Source organism: Methanobacterium sp. BRmetb2, assembly GCA_003491285.1.
Classification (GTDB): domain Archaea; phylum Methanobacteriota; class Methanobacteria; order Methanobacteriales; family Methanobacteriaceae; genus UBA117.
This window is the reverse complement of the sequence record CP022705.1, coordinates 1,374,369-1,391,807: the sequence shown is the minus strand read 5'-3', so window position 1 is coordinate 1,391,807 and position 17,439 is coordinate 1,374,369. Positions and strand designations below refer to the sequence as shown.

Below are 17,439 nucleotides of genomic sequence, written 5' to 3'. Positions count from 1 at the left end.
TAACTTACCTTTTCATCTTTGAGTTTTGGGCCGCGTTTACTAACTCAGATACCTTTTTTGGTATTGAAGATGAAGCCATTATAGTGGTTCCAACCAGCAGAGCATCAGCTCCATACTGACTTAACAGTTTTACATCATCAATGGTTTTTACACCGCTTTCTGAAACCAATAAAACGTCAGATGGTATCATCTTTGAAAGTTCTTTGGTTCTATTAAAATTAATACTGAAGTCCTGGAAGTTTCGGTTATTTATTCCAATAATTTTGGCATTGGCCTCAAGCGCCATATTAATTTCATTTTCATTTTTACATTCCACCAGTGCATCCATTCCCAGATATTCGCATAATGCAATTCCCCCTCTTAGATCAGGATAGGTATCTGCTATAAGAAGAACTGCACTTGCCCCTGCTGCTCTAGACTCATAAATTTGATATTCACTTAATATGAAGTCTTTTCGCAGTAATGGAAGTCTAGAAATTTTTGATGCGACTTTTAAATTATCTATAGAACTTTTAAAAAAGTTTTCTTCAGTTAATATGGATATAGCACTAGTGCATCCACTTTCAAATATATTAACTGCATCTTCCACAAGCATATTGGATATTTCTCCAGCAGAGGGAGATGCAGGCTTGTATTCACAGATTATCTTAACATCTTTTGGATCGGATAAGGCTTTTCTAAAATTGTTTCGTATTTTAACCCTTTTGATATCCTTTTTAAGCTCAGATAATGGTTTATATCTTTGAGTTCTATTTAGAGATTCTTTCTTGTAATGGATAATTTCTGAAATTTTTATCATGTTTCCATCTCCAAGAAATTTTTCATGATTCTCTTACCTTCATCAGTTCCCACTGATTCTGGATGAAATTGAAGACCATATATTGGGTATTTTTTATGTTTTATGGCCATTATCATACCCTCATTGGTTTTGGCAGTTATCTCTAAACAATCAGGGATTGTTTTTTCATCACAAATCAAAGAATGATACCTTGTTGCCTGGAGAGGAGTTCCAATATCTTTAAAAAGTTCTGTGGACTGGTGAAAGACCAGACTTTGTTTTCCATGCACTGGATTTGAACGGATGATCTGACCACCGAATGCTGCGAATATTCCTTGATGACCTAAACACACACCAAATATGGGTATTTGAGTTCCTAACTCCCGGATGACTTGCATACAAACTCCAAAATCTCTTTCATTAGTTGGATTACCTGGTCCTGGTGAAATTATTATTTTTTCAGGATTAATCTCTTTTATATCTTCAATATCCAACTCGTCATTCCTTTTAACTATTATGTCCTCTTCAAATTCCCCTAATAGTTGGTAGAGATTGTATGTAAATGAATCATAATTATCTATTATCAGAATCATCTGCTTCACCTGCCATTTCCATTGCTTTAAATAGAGCTAACGCTTTATTTTCACATTCAAAATATTCATTCTCAGGCACTGAATCATGTACTATGCCGGCACCAGCCTGTATTTTAGCATTTTTACCATCACAAACCAGTGTTCGTATTGTTATTGCAAAATCAGCATTTCCATTAAGTGAAAAGTATCCCACTGCCCCAGCATAAGGCCCACGAGGCTTTTGTTCCAGTTCATCTATTATCTCCATTGATCTTATCTTCGGGGCACCGCTTACTGTGCCTGCTGGGAAAATAGCTCCTAGGGCATCTATTGAAGTCCTGTCTTTTTGTAATTTTCCAGTGACCTTTGAAACTATGTGTTGCACATGAGAAAATTTCTTAACAGTCATGAATTCTGGAATTTTGACTGTAGAAAATTCACTTACTTTACCAATATCATTTCTGGCCAGATCTACCAGCATTAAATGTTCTGCCCTTTCTTTTAAATCATTTAACAAGTCATTTTCAAGTTGTTTATCCATTTCAGGAGTAAGTCCTCTTTTACGAGTTCCTGCAATGGGATAAGTTTCTAAATTCCGATTTTCTACTTTTACTAGCATTTCCGGGCTTGAACCAATTATTTCATGGTTTGGTAGTTTCAAATGGTACATGTATGGTGATGGATTCATATTGCGTAATTTTTCATAAAATGAGAGTTTATCACCATTTATTTTGTATTCAAAAGCATTGGAAATTACTGTTTGGAATACTTCTCCAGCAGTTATTTTTTCTTTGACTTGAACTACTTTATCTTCAAATTCTTCTTTGGTAAAATACTGGCCCTTTGGTTTATATTTAAGATTTTCAGTGTGATGGTCATCTTTTTCTATATCTTTTATGGCGTCAATTCTGTTTTCACCTAATGTAACGTATTCACATTTGTTACGTTTGCGATCAAAAATTATGCCATCTAAAAATAATCCAAATTCAAAATCAGGACTTGTACCACTTTCAAGTTGAATAGCTTCAAGGAAACGGACTGATTCATATGATATGTAACCAACCAGACCTCCGCTGAACCCTTTTCTTCCATTTTCTATTTTTGTTAAGTTTTTTATTTCATTAAACGGGTTTGAAGTGTCAAATTCTTCTTTAACACCATCTTTTTCAACTTCTATTACATTTCCATGAGCTTTTATAGTGGCAACAGGGTCAAAACCTAAAAAAGAATATCTAGAGAGTCCACTGTCGCTTTCCATTGATTCTAAGAGGAATACATTTGAGTAGTTGTAATAAATCTTTTTAAATAGTTCAAAAGGATTTTTGAAGTTTAAATCAGTTGTTGTTGGTTCATTAATTTTGAGGGTGCCAAAAACATTCACATCTTTGCATTGTTTTCACCTGTAAATATCACTTAAACAAGCATTACTACATAGTACTATTTAAAGCTTTGTTGTACAAAAATATACATTAAGTTATATATTGCAGTACTGATGATAGTAAGAGTAGTGATGTTATGGGGGAAAATTGGTTGTGTTTTTAATTTAGTGAATTTCTGATGAAAATGTGTAAAAATAATTTTTAGTTGCATTTATTATCAGAAAATATCATCCATAAGGGAAGTTAAATGTTAAATTACTTTTTAATAGATATAAACCTTTTTTATCTTTCAAAATGAATATAAGCTTTGTATCCATTATATTCATAGTTATAATACATAATATCGCTTTAATTTAATAAACTGGATAATATAAAAGTATTAGAATTTTTAACTACTTCTATCCATAGAAAATTGCTATGAACAGTTTAAATGGTTTTCTTTTGTGTAAATGCTCAAATGCTTCCATTGGTATATTGCTTTTCCTTAATCCATGCAATTTTAAGAATTTAGAGTAATTTTTTTCTTCTGTTAACTCTTTTATGTCATTAATATTTAATTCTAATAATTTAACACTTGATTTGAGGAGGATAGAATGTATAATTTTTAATAGTTCATCAATACTCCCTATAATCTGATTATCAATATTTTCGATTGCAGAGATGTAATTTTTAAATTCCACATGTCTATGTATTCCAGATAATTCTCTGGTTCTCTTAAACTCGTTAATTTCGTTAGAAAGTCCAACATACTCTTCAATTTCAAAATAACCCATATATATTAATTGTTCAGGAAATACTTGTCTTAATGTATCATATATATCTAATTGTATTTTGTACAATGGTGCAGCATTCATTTTTTTTTCTTTTTTAAGGTATAATAGTGAGCGATTGAGTTGAGACCTATTTTTAAGCAAATTTTCAAAATTTCGAACTAATTCACTATTAAATGCAAATAATATTTCTTCTAGGTTATTTTTCGATTTATAACTTTCTTTTATAATATCCCATATAACCAATAAAAGCAGTGTAAATAGGGGAATTATTATTAAAGAACTAATTGGGATCAAGTAATTGTAATAATAAATTATTAGTGCAGTAAATAGCATGATGACTATTATGCTTATTATAATATTTTTATCCAATAAAGAACGTCTAATTTTTTTCCTGAAACTACTGCGTACTAAACATTTTAATACTAGAATTTCTTCATGTTTTTTTATTTCGTCTGTCATTTTAAAACCAGAATTGGTACTTTTAGTTTATATCTCCGTTCCAAATATATGTTTAACTTATCTGAAATCAATTTCATTAAAATTCATTATATTTTTTGTATATCTCTCTCAAAAAGTGCACATTCCTTTCACCATATAAATTACATATTTTATCAGCAGATTCCTTTTCTCCTTTTTCATATAATATTTCAACAATCTTCACTATATTTTCTTGCTTGTAATCAGGATATGCTCCATTATTAAGCATTTCAATAAAGATTTCAGCGACTTTCTTAGGAGATTTTTCCACACAGTTTAATAAATTTTCTACAATGAGTCTATGATTTGAACCCCTTTTCAAATATTTAGCTGACAACATAAGCCATTCAAAAAGCTCATCATCAATTTCATCGAAAAATACGAGCCATCTCGAGACATCCGCGATAAATCCTTTAAAATTATCTGGATTTTGAGATACTAAATCAAATAAAACTTTCCAAGTAGGCTTAATTTTTAATTTAGCTATTTCATAATTTTCATTCTTCTGCAATAAAAAGAAACTTACAATTTCAGATAACAAAGCAGGATCTTTTTTTTGAATTAATTTATGAATTAGACTATTTTCACCATCCAAATTTTCGCAATCAAATAAATATGCAGAACAAAGTTGATAAACAAGATTTTCACTTGTTATTTTATCTTTAAAATTAGTATTTATTGCTTTTTCGTAATACCCTTTTTCTTTAAGTATTTCGTAAATTTCCTCATATATTGGATTTGAATGGTAAATATATCCACTAAACGCATCTTCCCAATTTTTATAACAAAAGATTCTATCAATATTTTGTATAGCCCAGTTCTTATCAAGATAAAAAATAAATGGTAGATATTCACTTAAAACTACTGAAAGTTCTATAGGCGGATTATTTAGATTTTTTTCAATATATTGTTTGATTGAATCACACCATTTTTCTATATAATCTTCTTTATATAATCTAGCATAGCTAAGTGAAAAATTAACCATTGCATAGTAAATTTTACCTCTAGGAGAATTTAAAACACTTGTAACAATATCATCCACTAAATATAATTCTGAATCAGTTTTATCTGCTAATTTAATTAAAATATCGCTTATTTTTGGTAGTAATTCTTTTTTAAAGGGATAATTATCATTTTTAGTTTTTTCATTAATAATGTCAGCAATTGTAGAAATTATCCAATCTCTATAATTAAAATTAGAGTATTTTTCTTTCCAAAATGTTTCAGAATCTATAATTTTTTCTATAAAGTCTAAAATTTCTTCCCATTCAAAATGTTTCCCATTGCGCAAAGCATTTAATAATCCATCAAATAATTCATGTTGATTCTTTCGTGGAATATTTAAAAGGGGCTCTAAATCCTTTGAAAATTTATTCGGGTTACTTGATGCACATTCAGTAAATGATTCATAAGAACCTTCTTCTGTAAAAATGGGTAATATTTCATTTTCTTGTTGAGATGCATTTAAATATTCTGCAATTTCTTTATTGGGCTTTTCGCATAGTTTTTTAGGTTTTTTTGGTATAAGTACTATAGTTTCTCCATGCCATACATCAAAATCAGGGTGTTTTATTTCTTTGGGATATATTTTTTTATACCTTTTATAAATTTCTTGAATTTTTTCATTTTTAGATTCTTTTATAGAATTTAACCATTTTAACTTTGCAATAGCCTCTCTTTTATCCTTTTCTTTTTGATTATCCTTGTATTCATCAGGAATATAATATTTTACATCTTTTATCCAAGCAATTAGCTTTCTAATTTCACTATCATCAAAAGATGAAAAATGAACTTTTAATAACATATATACTTCATGTCTAATCTCACTATTCAAGGGGTTACCATTCCAATCCCAAAATAGATCTTTTAATTCAGTATAATGATGGTTTATGGTATGAATGGCTAATTTCTTGAAAATTAGAGCTTTTTCGTTGATTAAATTTTTTAATAAATCATTAATATCTTGTGGATTTAAAGAATCATAAATATCTCTCACAAAATGAACTAACTGGCAATTATAATCATCAGGAAACATATTTTGAGGATGATCGTCAATCGCGGAAACTTCAAATTGAGGATTAAAATCAGTTATTTCTTTAATTTTTCCTAAAGCGACATTAGCAGCTTCAATACCACATAATCCATATATACTACCTTTATACTCTTTCAAAGATTCATTTAACCAAAACGGATCCATTATGGGTATAGGTTGATTTCTTTCAACTGTAAAATCAAACATTATATCAATTAAATGCAAAATTAAATCTTTTCTTTTACCTTTAATTAAAGCAGAAAGTATTTCTTTTATATCTGCAGAAGTAAAAGACTTATCCCACTTCGATGATTTTAAGATTGTTCTTATGAATTCTATGTGTTTATTTTCGATTTTACTTGCGGGTAAAATACTTATCATATCTAAAATAATATAGTCAATCCATCCATTGTTTACACTACCATAATTGTCAATAATTGAATTTATAATTTCAATGGAAATATCTACAACATCTTGATTAGGATTTTCCTGATTTTTTTCTACAAGCTTTTTTAAATAAAATAGAGGCATAAATGGAGGACGTGAAATGGTTCCAGGACGATCAGGAAGTTCATATCTTTTAGGAATATTATCTAAATCAAAGTATCCTCTTTCTTTAAGAGGTTTTAGCCATTTTATAAATTCTAGATTTGCAAAAAAGTAAGTATACACTGCTTCATTACCTATTAACTGATTTAAAGCATTTAATTGTTCTTCAGATGGTTCTTTATAACTTAAAATTCTATCTATGCGTTCTAAATAATTATAATGCTCCCCCACAAGCCATAATAAAACTTTTTCATATCTTTTCCATAAATCTTCAGTTTCTGAAGGATCTCTTAATCTCCTGTTCTTACTATCTCTATGGGCCAATCTGGCAAATTTTGTAGCTACATCAATCCATTCTTTAGCAATTTCAGATTCTAGATCACAATTCAAGGCTGTAAGAATTGATGCCACGTGCCCCATATCTTCTTTATATTTGCTTATATTACCAAATTCACCCTTATTAAGCCTTTTTTGAATTATTTTCTTATCTTTTTCACGAGATAATACATCTCTTATCCCACCATCTATTTCTCTTGCAGTATGAGCAAGATAATTAGATTTAGCACGAAATTCATTTCTTTTTAATAGATTTATTCCATCTAAATATAGATCTGATATATCTTCCCCAAGTTTTCTAAGGCCCCTATATAGTTTTATTTGATGTTTTTCTAGTTTTCCTTCTATTCCTGATGGAATTTCAGAATTTATCATTTATATCACATTAAATAGTTGATAGTGTCAAGAATACAGTAATTATGATGCATGTATTAGAAGAGGTATCTATAACATTTTATGTCTCATTTTATTCTATATTACAAAATTGCATAAATTATATTAAATAACTATCGTTAATATTAATCTTTAAAAGCTTAACATTATAAATTATGCAATTTAATAAAAATTAAGTCTTTTAGTTGGATTAAAATTGAATATATCCATTTTTCCATCTTTTAATTGAAATTTATCTCCCAATTTTGTTGCATTATTAAAAATAATCTCCATATCCATCATAGATTACATAAGTTAAAATTATGTAATTAAGATAGCATTTTTTCATTATTATATCTGAAATCTGCTATTATTTCCTTTTAGTAGCATAAATAATTTAGTTAATCCAGATAACAGTAAAATTAGTTAAATAAGTACATATTTAGGTAGTATAAATGCTTATATTTTGTGGGTTTTGAGTTAAATCCTTTGAAAAATATTTGTATAAAAGTCGGAAAAATTTATATGATTGATTCTATACACTAATGATTGATTTTATACAAAAATGTACTAAACAAAAGAGATATGTTATCCGATTTTATGGCTGAAAGATATATCCAAATAAAGTTTTCAATGAAAAATAGATAAAATAAAGCCTAACTGATTTCTATGTGGGACAAGATCAAACACAAATTTGAAAAATACCCAGCACGTATGGATGTTGCCCGGAAGATAGTGGAACTGGGCCTTCATGTTGAAGAAAATGGTAAAATATTCTGTGGTAATGTAGAAATAAGTGATATGGCCCTGGCAAGAGCTTCCGGGGTAGACAGAAGAACAATAAAAGCCACGGTAGATGTAATACTATCAGATAAACAATTGGCCAACATATTCCAGAATATACTGCCTGCCGGTACTCTGCTTAAAAATGTTGCCAAAACTCTGGGATTTGGAGTCGTGGAAATAGAAGCAAATGCTGAAAATCCCGGCATAATAGCCACTGCAACAGAACTTATAACCAGAGAAGGAATAAGCATCCGACAAGCCCATGCAGGGGATCCTGAACTTGAAGAAAATCCTCTTTTAACCATAATCACCGAAAAACCAATCCCTGGACATTTATACAATCAATTTCTAGATATAACTGGTATAAAAAGAGTTTCGATTTATTAAAAAGTGTTGTAGTGCTCTGAACTAATTCCAGATAATATGCTTAAAAGAAATAAATAAAAGAATTTATAAGAGATAAATGTACTTTAATAAAATAATAGGATTAAGTTGGTGAAAGAATGGATACTACATTTTTAATCTTAGGAATAATAATCGGCGGATTTATACTTGTAAGTTTATTAACACAGTTTGTTAATAGAAAAGATCCTTCCTATTAATTTTAAATTTTAAATATTATCTTATTTTTTTATTAAACAGCATATTTTATTTAAAATTAATTTTAATGAAATTTAAAGCTAAATATGCAAAAATTAGGATCTAACTCAATTTTAAAATAAAAAAAATATTTAAAAATAAATTTATTCTTCTTAAATTTATTCTTCTTCATCCAGTACTTTCAGAAGTTCATCCCATGCTTCCAGAGATTCTTTAGCTGCTTGATCAGTTAAAACCTCAATAGCATATCCTGAATGTACCAGTACATATTTACCGATAGTTACATCTTCTACAAGATCTAATTTAGCCTGTTGCCTTACGCCTCCAAAGTCAACAGTTGCTACATTATTGTTAATTTCTATAATTTGAGCTGGTGCGGCAATGCACATATAATCTCCTCTTTTAGCTTTTTAAGTATTACAAAATTTTTATAAATTATATATAATTTCTTTAACTAAATTCAAAATTATAACTAGATTATCTTATCACATATTACAATATAAAGATATCTAAGAAAAATCATTACAAGATAAAAAAATGGAAAATTATGTTTTTAAGACATTAAGAAACCCGGAAAAGTAATAACCAACAAAAAATTGTTCTAAACAGGGGGAAAGCATTCATATGAAAGTAGTAATAATAGGTGGAGGACCTGCAGGAAGAACTGCTGCAATGGAAGCTGCAGGATTGGAAAATGATGTAACATTGATTGAAAAAAGTGGAATTGGAGGTACCTGTCTTAATGAGGGATGTATGGTAATTTGTGGATTAAACGACGTTGCTAAATTCATAAACACTGCCCATACTTCATCTGATTTTGGAGTAAATATTAGTGATATTACTATTTCATTTAAAAATACTGCTGCAGGTATTAAAAAAACTTTGAGTAAAATCAGGAAAATTTTAGAATATGAAACAAAAGACACTGGCGTAGAAATAGTCTCTGGAAATGCTGAAGTACAGAAAGGAGCAGTTTTAGTTGAAGGCAAGAAACAGGACTATGATAAATTATTAATAGCCACTGGAGCCAGACCATTCATACCCCCAATTAAAGGTTCAGAACATGCCATGACATACAAAGATGTGTTGGAAATTCCTGAAATTCCTGAAAAACTTAATATAATTGGCAGCGGGGTTATGGCCGCTGAATTTGCCAACATATTCTCCACTATGGGTTCTCAGGTCAAAATATTATGCAGAAAAGATTTCTTAAAAATGCTTGATCCCGATATAAAAAAATATGTGACAGATAAACTTCTAGAGGATGTTAAAATAATAAAAAATGTCCAGGTCAGTGAAATAAGCAGTAACTGGGTAGAGAGTAATAAAGGAAAATTAGAAGGCCATACGCTCTTAACCACTGGAATGGTACCTAACTCTGAAATTGTTAATGATTTAGTGGATACTGATTCTCGAGGTAACATATTAGTAAATAAAAGAATGGAAACCAGTGATAAAAATATTTATGCAGCAGGAGATGTAACTGGTGGAATTGCCAATACTCCTGTGGCCCGTATGGAGGGAATTGTGGCTGCCCGGAACATGTCAGGAATTATAACTGAGGCAGATTACCGATTTATACCCTCTGCAATCTCTCTTCAAGAAGATGTTGCTTTTTTAACCTCTGATAATTCATCTGAAAATAAGGAAGAATGGATTACAGGAGGTTTACCTGGATCTGCAGGTCCTGGAGCATTTTGGAAAGTTTTCGAAGGTAAAACAGGATTTACAAAGATAGTTATCCAGCCGAAAACAGGAGATGTTAAAAAAATATTCTCAATATCCCCATCTTCCCGTAACAGTATAGCATATATGTCCAAGATGTTAAGGGATGGTTATAAAACCTATGACTTTGATGATTTTATTGAGACACACCCCTCAACCGATGCCATATACAAATTAATGAGGTTTTTTGCTAAATTCAGCTAAAATCAACAATAACATACTTAAATTTAAAATAATTAAGAATAGGATAAATCCAAAATCTAAAAAGTAATGAGTGATCAAAACCAAAATGAGCTGAAAAAATGAAGGAAACATCAAATGATATAAAACCTTTCTCAGATGTAATTGAATTCCATGGTCATGTCTGTCCTGGATCTGCACTGGGTTATAAAGCTGCAGAACTTGCCTTAAAAAAATTATCTACAACCAAATCTCCAGACGAGGAATTAGTTGCTATTGTGGAAAATGATACCTGTGCTGTGGATGCTATACAAGTATTAACTGGTTGTACCTTTGGTAAAGGAAATTTGATATTCAATGACTATGGAAAACAAGTTTATACTTTCATTAATAGAGTAACTGGAAAAGCAGTTAGAGTATCCATTCTAGAATCATTCAATATGGACGAAATTGAGCCTTCCATAAGTGAAATTCGCCAGAAAGTGAAATCAAAAACAGCCAGCCAGGAAGATCTAGCAAAATTAAAAAATGCCGTGCTAAATGTTACCAATGAAATTATTAAAATGCTTCCAGAGAAAATATTCAAAGCAGAGTATGTTGAAGTGGAAATACCAGATAAAGCCACCATATTTGAAAGTATAAAATGTTCAAAATGTGAAGAAATGGTATCAACACATAGGATTATTAAAGAAGATGATGATTATGTCTGTATTCCCTGTTCAAAGCATTAATTTAAAGGAATGAGGTTATTTTATGATAAAATTTGTGAAAAATATTTACCATTTTTATGTTGAACGTTACAAAAAGCGATTTCTATATTCTTTCTTAATTTATTATCTACTTGTGATTTTTGGAGGAGTTGCAGGTTTATTTTTTTCAGCTTCAAGAGAGGGCACTGTTCAAACCGTGACCACTAGTTTAAATTCCACACTTCCCACTTTAGTCCAGGCAATTAGTGCTGGTGATTTAATTTCGGTAATTTTAACCATTTTCGGCTTCAACGCTTCTCTGGGTAGCTTCCTTTTTATAACGGTTCTTAATGTGATTGGTATTGGGACACTGGTATTTCTCTATAGGCCGTTTCTATGGGGTTTCATTTATGCCCCTATAAATCCACAGGCAACTATCTTGCTCATATATGTTATACCTACTTTAATACTGGAAGGTCTGGCATATGTCATGGCTTTTGCTGCAAGTACTGATTTTATACTCTCCATTATAAAACCCAGTGCTTTAGGAGAGACCAAAAGATTAGCTGCCTTTAAAAAAGCTTGGATATATAACTTGAAAAGTTATGTTTTAATCCTGATTGTGCTTTTTATAGCAGCAGTGGTAGAATCTGTAACCATATTCTATTTGATATAATTCTAAATCCAAGAATTTCCTCAATTAACAGAAATGGGGAAATTTCATATTTAATTATTATTTTTTAACTTGATCTACTATTATCTGGGCTATTTTTTCTGAAGATTTTAGTATTTCTTCCCCATATTTAGCTGCAGTAGTTTTGAATTCATTTAAATTATTTAGAACATCCATTAATACTTCATTTATATCTTCTAAATCAGATTCAACAACCGCACCGTCAAATAAAGATGCTATATTATGATAACGCCCATATTTTACTCTAACCAAAGATACTATGGGTAATTTACATGCTAAAGCCTCGTTAATCATCATTCCATCGTCTGATAGAACTGCAACATCTGTTAGCTGTAATAGATCCTGCATCCAATCCACATAACCTAAATAAATTACATTCTCTGATTTAAGTAGTTTTGTGCATTTTTCGTTGCGTATATTTCCAACCACCACAATATTGACATTAATATCACTTTTACCAAGTTTTGAAGCAGCCAAGGCCATTTTTTCAAATAATAAAGATCCTGAAGATAATAAAATTGTGGGAACATCTTCCCTATAATTAGCCGGCATCATTTTAACGGCTTTTTCTTGATTACCCTGTGTGATTTTATGTTCAACAGGATAATACGTCTTATATACCCTCTCGTTTACTGAATTTAACGTAAATAAGCTGGATTCAGGAAGCGCAATAGTTGCAGTTAAATTACTGCAAACTTTAGCATCCGTTGGTGTATTGGAAATTCCCACCCCTGGAACACCAGCAAATTTGGATGATATGCAGGCAATAACTGCCCCTCCACCGATAACCCCTATAACCACATCAGGACGGATTTTTCTGATTAGTTTAACTGTGCTAAACACTGCTTTAAGTGTTTTAAATCCTCCTTTAACTAGGGAAAGTTTGGTGGCTGCATGTCCACCGGCTTGAGGTATAGATGTTTCATGCCACTTTATATTATTTTTTTCAAAAAGAACTCCAGTTGCTCTTGGATCAAGTGCAAAATCACTTTCAAAACCATGATGAGTTAGAACCTTTGAAATATTGAGTGCAGTTACAGCGTCGCCCCCTTCACCTCTTCCTGTAACTAAAAATAGTGCTTTCATTAAATCACCTTTAATAAGTTAATAAAAATTTATTAATCAAGAAAGTATTTTATTCATACTATATCTAAATTTTGCAGTAATGTGAATCATTTAATCAGTAATGCATTTAATTTTAAGAATTTATAAATTTTTGTTGATTTAAATACATGATTACCCTATAACACGCTATGGGGTGCAAATGGGTTGTAAAACAATCTTCGAAATCCTAAAAATTTTAATAATTTGTTATTAATGATTATCCTTCGTTTTCCAAGTAAAATTCTGCGTAAAATATCTCCTAATCCTCCGCCGGTTAGAACATCCATGAAAAAATCTCCGAATGAAGGATCCATAATTTTAAGGTTATTCTGCATAAATTTTGTTAGATTATTTCGTCTAATTAATGCAATTACAATTACGGTTAAGATAAAAAGTAGCAACGTCCCCCAAAACCCGCCTAATACTGCATAGCTCATTCCCAAGGCCACTGCAAATGAATGATTCCCAATCTCGCCCATCATAATTTTGCCCTGGAAATCTAAAATAGCGTATCCTAAACAGGCTATCAACACCACCAAAGGTACGTACAATCCAAGTATGCCAAAATAGAACATGCTAAGCAGAATTATAGCACTCATTATGATTACTGTAGAACAAGCCGATCCTGGCTGCATATCCGCAATATTTAAGGGCTGGACCATTAAAGCTATAAGGATTGAAGCTGGTCCAAAATAGAAGTAACCAACGTATGCCACCATTAACATTCCTAATCCCCGTAAAAGCTGTCCAATTTCTACAGGTAAATTTTTAATTTTTTTTCGACCAATAATATCATCTAAAAATGCGAATACGCCTATTATTAAAATTAAGTCACGATAAGGTGATGGTAAAAATAATATCATGGCAATGAAAGGTGCTAAACCAACAGCACGAGGAGTTCCACCCCTTACTGAGGTATATAAATTGCCTCCCACTTTTTCAAATATTACTTTAAGTAAAACTGTCAAAAATGCAGAAACAATAAAAACTGCCAACAATGAAAGTTTAAGGTCCATATTACCATCCTATAACACAAATTTAATCTTTTGAAAATATCAAATTACATCATTTTCACTATCATTTTAACCCAGAAAATATCATTAAATCTGATTCTAACCCAAACTATACCTTAAAATTGCAGCAATACCACCCAGCGCCATTAACTGTTTTCCTCCTTCGTGCTCGCTGCTTACAATCATAACTTTACCACCCATAGTTTCTACCAGATCCATCAAATCCTCAACATCTTTCTGGCGAACCATTTCGTCAATTATTAATAATTGTTCAACTGCACCAGAATTAGCTGCCTCTTTAACATGTCTTTTACCATAACTGGCCAGTTTAGAGGATTTACCTACCTCTTCTAAGATCTTGTTTACCCAACTGATTTCCTGTCCAATTCTATTTTCAGCAGCCAGTTGATCTATAGTGCCTTTTTTAAGTACTTCGTTGATTCCTGTACGGCCACCAGAACCTGTACTTTCTATGATGCATATTTTAGCTAAATCCGGAAATTTTTCCTGTAAAAATTTGAAAAAATCTCCCTTGGTAAAGCCTGGCCCCGCGATGATAATGGTACTAATCTCTTTAAAGTTTAATAGGGCATTAACAACTTCATTATAAAATTCGATTATAGATTTTTGCCTATCTTTCTGTATTATTCTTTTTCCAGATATATTTCCTATTATAGGACCATAATAATCAATACCATACTGTTTTACAATTCCCAAATCAGCGACATCGTCTTCGATTGATATTATTACTGCTGAAGGTTTTTTTGATGATTTAATAGCTTCTTTAAGTCGTTTTAAGGTCCATCGGGACCATTTTTCCTTTTTAATTTTAATTGAATTTTTCAATTTTAAATCTATAGTGTGATGCGAACCTAAAGGCACCAGATCCTCGGGCCCTTTTTCTATGACTCCCGTAGCCCGTAATTTACCAGTGTATTTGTGGAAATTTACATCTTCAACTCGTATCCCCAAAAAAAAGGTTTTTTTTATTCCCCTATCACTTCTTATTCTCTCACCGGTCGTATCCTGAATTCTGCGGGTTGTTTTTGAAGATAACAAGTCGCCTTTCTCAATTATATGTGATAAATGCCATAAATCATCTAATATTTCTGGTATAAGCTCTATAATTCCCTTATTGAGATCTTCATAGACAATTTGCATTTTAAAACCTTTAAATTATTTTTTTTAAAAACCCTATAAGATATATACTATAACTTTATTATCATAATAGAAAAATAATTAGTTTATAAAAATCAATGTTTGTTGTGGTAATTATAATTAGCCCTTTTTCATGGAATAATTTTATCATATTTGAAATAATAAAAATTTAAAGTTTGATTTAAGTAGATAATTTTTCACAATTCAAATCATTGTGCGTAATATTAGGAGAATGTTTTATGGGAAAATACGAAGTCGGAAGCGCTATAATTATTAGTATATTGTTGGGAGTAATCTTTTTAATTCTTTTTGACGGATTACTGGCTTTAATCATAATTGGATTTGTAGCCACCTATCTAACCATACCAGAAAAAAGGAATATTAAAGTGGGAATATTTGCCTCTTGTGTGATGGGCCTCCTCATCTTCATCTACGGATTTTTTTATGTGCCCCAATTACCGAATGAATTATCTGTAAGCCTTATTCCAGACATATCCACCTTTATATCCGGATTCATAATCTTTGGATTAATATGTATAGGTATGGGTGCTGTGGGCGGATATTTGGCTGAAAAAGTATTTGGTTAAAGAAAAAGTATTTGATTAAAATTATTAAATTAAAATTATTAATATAATCTTAGCAAGATATGATTAACAATAATGAAATATTTGATTCAAATTTTAAGGCTAAATTATAACTTAAACACATGAAATATTAATAATATATCTGAAATTATAAAAAAATGTAGAATCCGTGCAAAACTGAGGTTAAAATGAAAATTTCAGTGATTGGTGGAACCAGAGGACTGGGTAAATGGATTGCGGAATTTTTGAAAAATAGAAATTTTGATGTTTGTATAACTGGTCGAGACAGAATTACTGGTGAGAAGGTTTCAAAAAAGTTAGAAGTTGAATATTCACAAGACAATGCAAAAACAGCATCCCAATCAGATGTAGTTATTATTTCTGTTCCTATTAACGTTACTGCTTCAGTTATAGAGGAAGTTGCACCGGTCATGAAACCTGGATCTCTTCTGATGGATGTAACTTCAGTTAAAGAAAAACCAGCAAAAGCCATGCAAACTTTTGTTCCGGAAGGTGTTGAATTTTTACCTACCCACCCTATGTTTGGACCTCGAATCAGATCATTAGATGGACAGGTTGTTGTTTTAACCCCTATCACTAGGGGCGAATGGTATGATAAAGTCATAAATTTTCTTGAAAATGATAATTCAAGGGTTTTAATCACCACTCCTGAGATTCATGACAAAATGATGAGCATTGTTCAGGGACTAACTCATTTTGCCTACATTAATATAGCAAGCACCATTGAAAACCTTCAAATTGATTTAAAAGAGTCTAGAAAGTTTGCAAGTCCCATATATAGTCTTATGGTTGATATGATAGCAAGAATCGTTGCTCAAAATCCTTATCTGGCATATTCTATCCAGACTGAAAATCGTTACAATAAAGAGACTCATGCTGCGTTTTTGGCTAATTCTAAGGAACTAAAAAAGATTATCGATGAAGAAGATCAGGAAAAATTCGTAAAAACTATGAGTGCCGCTGCCAAACATCTTGACGATCTTGAAGCTGCTCTTGGAAGATCAGATAAAGCCATAGCTGCTTTAACAGAAGAAATAAGAATTTTAAAAAAATCTTTGGGCCGAGAAGTAGGTTTAAGACACATTTATTCGGGTACTGTTCATTGTGGAATATTAAAAGAAATATCCCCTGATGAAGTAACGCTGATAAAAAATAGCAGTATTACAACCTTAAAATTATCTAATGTTGAAATTTTAAATGAGGATGAACTATTAAATTGGAAAATTCAGACTTATCCTAAAAAATACTTTGATGTTTCTGCTGTTTTTCCAAAAAATTGTAATCCTGAATTTATCGCCAGTTCCATTAAAAATATTAAGGATGTTGTTGATGCTCAGGTAATTGATGTTTATGAAGGAAAACAGGTCACTTCAGACATGATAAGTATTACCTTCAGATATAAAGTAATTGACAAAAATGCTCGAAAAAGTGTTGAAAAGTTTTTAAAGGGTTTTGGAGGCATTATTCGGTAAAAAAATTGCTTAAATTATTTTATATTTTTAACGTATTCTAATTTTATTTTTTTAGGTTTATTTACTTAATTTTGTAAATTTTATTTAATACTTTTAACCAAAACATTTATATACTATGATCAACGAATGTTATAGTAACAATAAT

The 17,439-nt window shown here is 30.8% G+C and carries 15 protein-coding genes; 6 read left to right on the top strand and 9 right to left on the bottom strand.

What is annotated here, in order from left to right; translation table 11 throughout:
- Nucleotides 1–4: 4 nt before the first annotated feature.
- From CIT01_06945 to CIT01_06925, 5 genes are all read right to left on the bottom strand, one after another.
- Nucleotides 5–799 (bottom strand): indole-3-glycerol phosphate synthase, encoded by a 795-nt coding sequence (locus CIT01_06945; GenBank protein ID AXV37954.1) that lies wholly within the window; start codon nt 797–799, stop codon nt 5–7.
- A complete protein-coding gene (locus tag CIT01_06940; GenBank protein AXV37953.1) occupies nt 796–1,371 on the bottom strand; it encodes an aminodeoxychorismate/anthranilate synthase component II in 576 nt (191 codons plus the stop codon). The genes CIT01_06945 and CIT01_06940 overlap by 4 nt, the downstream gene beginning before the upstream one ends.
- Entirely contained in the window at nt 1,352–2,731 is a 1,380-nt protein-coding gene (gene trpE / locus CIT01_06935; protein ID AXV37952.1) for an anthranilate synthase component I, read from the bottom strand. The genes CIT01_06940 and trpE overlap by 20 nt, the downstream gene beginning before the upstream one ends.
- 396 nt (nt 2,732–3,127) lie before the next feature.
- Entirely contained in the window at nt 3,128–3,961 is an 834-nt protein-coding gene (locus tag CIT01_06930; protein ID AXV37951.1) for a hypothetical protein, read from the bottom strand.
- 76 nt (nt 3,962–4,037) lie between these two features.
- The gene (locus CIT01_06925) at nt 4,038–7,271 is read right to left on the bottom strand and encodes a hypothetical protein (GenBank protein ID AXV37950.1); all 3,234 of its coding nucleotides are present in this window, start codon (nt 7,269–7,271) and stop codon (nt 4,038–4,040) included.
- Nucleotides 7,272–7,937: 666 nt separating this feature from the next.
- Here CIT01_06925 and CIT01_06920 point away from each other — a divergent pair.
- The gene (locus CIT01_06920) at nt 7,938–8,441 is read left to right on the top strand and encodes an amino acid-binding protein (GenBank protein ID AXV37949.1); all 504 of its coding nucleotides are present in this window, start codon (nt 7,938–7,940) and stop codon (nt 8,439–8,441) included.
- A gap of 371 nt (nt 8,442–8,812) precedes the next feature.
- Here CIT01_06920 and CIT01_06915 read toward each other — a convergent pair whose 3' ends face one another.
- Nucleotides 8,813–9,043, bottom strand: coding sequence for a hydrogenase (locus CIT01_06915; GenBank protein AXV37948.1), 231 nt, complete (start codon nt 9,041–9,043; stop codon nt 8,813–8,815).
- A gap of 235 nt (nt 9,044–9,278) precedes the next feature.
- Here CIT01_06915 and CIT01_06910 point away from each other — a divergent pair, with 235 nt between their 5' ends.
- The 3 genes from CIT01_06910 to CIT01_06900 all read left to right on the top strand — a co-directional run bounded on the left by CIT01_06910 (nt 9,279) and on the right by CIT01_06900 (nt 11,924).
- Entirely contained in the window at nt 9,279–10,583 is a 1,305-nt protein-coding gene (locus CIT01_06910) for a dihydrolipoamide dehydrogenase (GenBank protein ID AXV37947.1), read from the top strand.
- 98 nt (nt 10,584–10,681) lie between these two features.
- Complete coding sequence (locus CIT01_06905; protein ID AXV37946.1) at nt 10,682–11,290, top strand: formylmethanofuran dehydrogenase; 609 nt, start codon at nt 10,682–10,684, stop codon at nt 11,288–11,290.
- Between the two features lie 22 nt (nt 11,291–11,312).
- A complete protein-coding gene (locus CIT01_06900) occupies nt 11,313–11,924 on the top strand; it encodes a hypothetical protein (protein ID AXV37945.1) in 612 nt (203 codons plus the stop codon).
- 57 nt (nt 11,925–11,981) lie between these two features.
- Here the strand turns inward: CIT01_06900 and CIT01_06895 are convergent, their stop codons facing one another.
- The 3 genes from CIT01_06895 to CIT01_06885 form a co-directional block, all read right to left on the bottom strand.
- Nucleotides 11,982–13,028 carry a MurG-like protein gene (locus CIT01_06895; protein AXV37944.1) on the bottom strand — a complete coding sequence of 349 codons (1,047 nt, stop codon included), beginning with the start codon at nt 13,026–13,028 and terminating at the stop codon, nt 11,982–11,984.
- A 155-nt stretch (nt 13,029–13,183) separates the two neighbouring features.
- The gene (locus CIT01_06890; GenBank protein ID AXV37943.1) at nt 13,184–14,062 is read right to left on the bottom strand and encodes a cell wall biosynthesis protein; all 879 of its coding nucleotides are present in this window, start codon (nt 14,060–14,062) and stop codon (nt 13,184–13,186) included.
- Between the two features lie 96 nt (nt 14,063–14,158).
- The gene (locus CIT01_06885) at nt 14,159–15,220 is read right to left on the bottom strand and encodes an mRNA surveillance protein pelota (protein ID AXV37942.1); all 1,062 of its coding nucleotides are present in this window, start codon (nt 15,218–15,220) and stop codon (nt 14,159–14,161) included.
- A gap of 236 nt (nt 15,221–15,456) precedes the next feature.
- Here CIT01_06885 and CIT01_06880 point away from each other — a divergent pair, with 236 nt between their 5' ends.
- Both CIT01_06880 and CIT01_06875 read left to right on the top strand, forming a co-directional pair.
- Complete coding sequence (locus CIT01_06880) at nt 15,457–15,804, top strand: hypothetical protein (GenBank protein ID AXV37941.1); 348 nt, start codon at nt 15,457–15,459, stop codon at nt 15,802–15,804.
- Between the two features lie 185 nt (nt 15,805–15,989).
- On the top strand, nt 15,990–17,294 hold the full coding sequence (locus tag CIT01_06875; GenBank protein ID AXV37940.1) for a prephenate dehydrogenase: 1,305 nt from the start codon (nt 15,990–15,992) through the stop codon (nt 17,292–17,294).
- Nucleotides 17,295–17,439 lie beyond the last annotated feature (145 nt).

What these genes read in the sequence shown, in the direction of transcription:
- CIT01_06945 (AXV37954.1), bottom strand. Translation starts at nt 799, where the DNA reads ATGATAAAAATTTCAGAAATTATCCATTACAAGAAAGAATCTCTAAAT.
- CIT01_06910 (AXV37947.1), top strand. Translation starts at nt 9,279, where the DNA reads ATGAAAGTAGTAATAATAGGTGGAGGACCTGCAGGAAGAACTGCTGCA.
- CIT01_06900 (AXV37945.1), top strand. Translation starts at nt 11,313, where the DNA reads ATGATAAAATTTGTGAAAAATATTTACCATTTTTATGTTGAACGTTAC.
- CIT01_06940 (AXV37953.1), bottom strand. Translation starts at nt 1,371, where the DNA reads ATGATTCTGATAATAGATAATTATGATTCATTTACATACAATCTCTAC.
- CIT01_06915 (AXV37948.1), bottom strand. Translation starts at nt 9,043, where the DNA reads ATGTGCATTGCCGCACCAGCTCAAATTATAGAAATTAACAATAATGTA.
- CIT01_06925 (AXV37950.1), bottom strand. Translation starts at nt 7,271, where the DNA reads ATGATAAATTCTGAAATTCCATCAGGAATAGAAGGAAAACTAGAAAAA.
- CIT01_06885 (AXV37942.1), bottom strand. Translation starts at nt 15,220, where the DNA reads ATGCAAATTGTCTATGAAGATCTCAATAAGGGAATTATAGAGCTTATA.
- CIT01_06930 (AXV37951.1), bottom strand. Translation starts at nt 3,961, where the DNA reads ATGACAGACGAAATAAAAAAACATGAAGAAATTCTAGTATTAAAATGT.
- CIT01_06905 (AXV37946.1), top strand. Translation starts at nt 10,682, where the DNA reads ATGAAGGAAACATCAAATGATATAAAACCTTTCTCAGATGTAATTGAA.
- CIT01_06880 (AXV37941.1), top strand. Translation starts at nt 15,457, where the DNA reads ATGGGAAAATACGAAGTCGGAAGCGCTATAATTATTAGTATATTGTTG.
- CIT01_06890 (AXV37943.1), bottom strand. Translation starts at nt 14,062, where the DNA reads ATGGACCTTAAACTTTCATTGTTGGCAGTTTTTATTGTTTCTGCATTT.
- CIT01_06875 (AXV37940.1), top strand. Translation starts at nt 15,990, where the DNA reads ATGAAAATTTCAGTGATTGGTGGAACCAGAGGACTGGGTAAATGGATT.
- CIT01_06920 (AXV37949.1), top strand. Translation starts at nt 7,938, where the DNA reads ATGTGGGACAAGATCAAACACAAATTTGAAAAATACCCAGCACGTATG.
- CIT01_06895 (AXV37944.1), bottom strand. Translation starts at nt 13,028, where the DNA reads ATGAAAGCACTATTTTTAGTTACAGGAAGAGGTGAAGGGGGCGACGCT.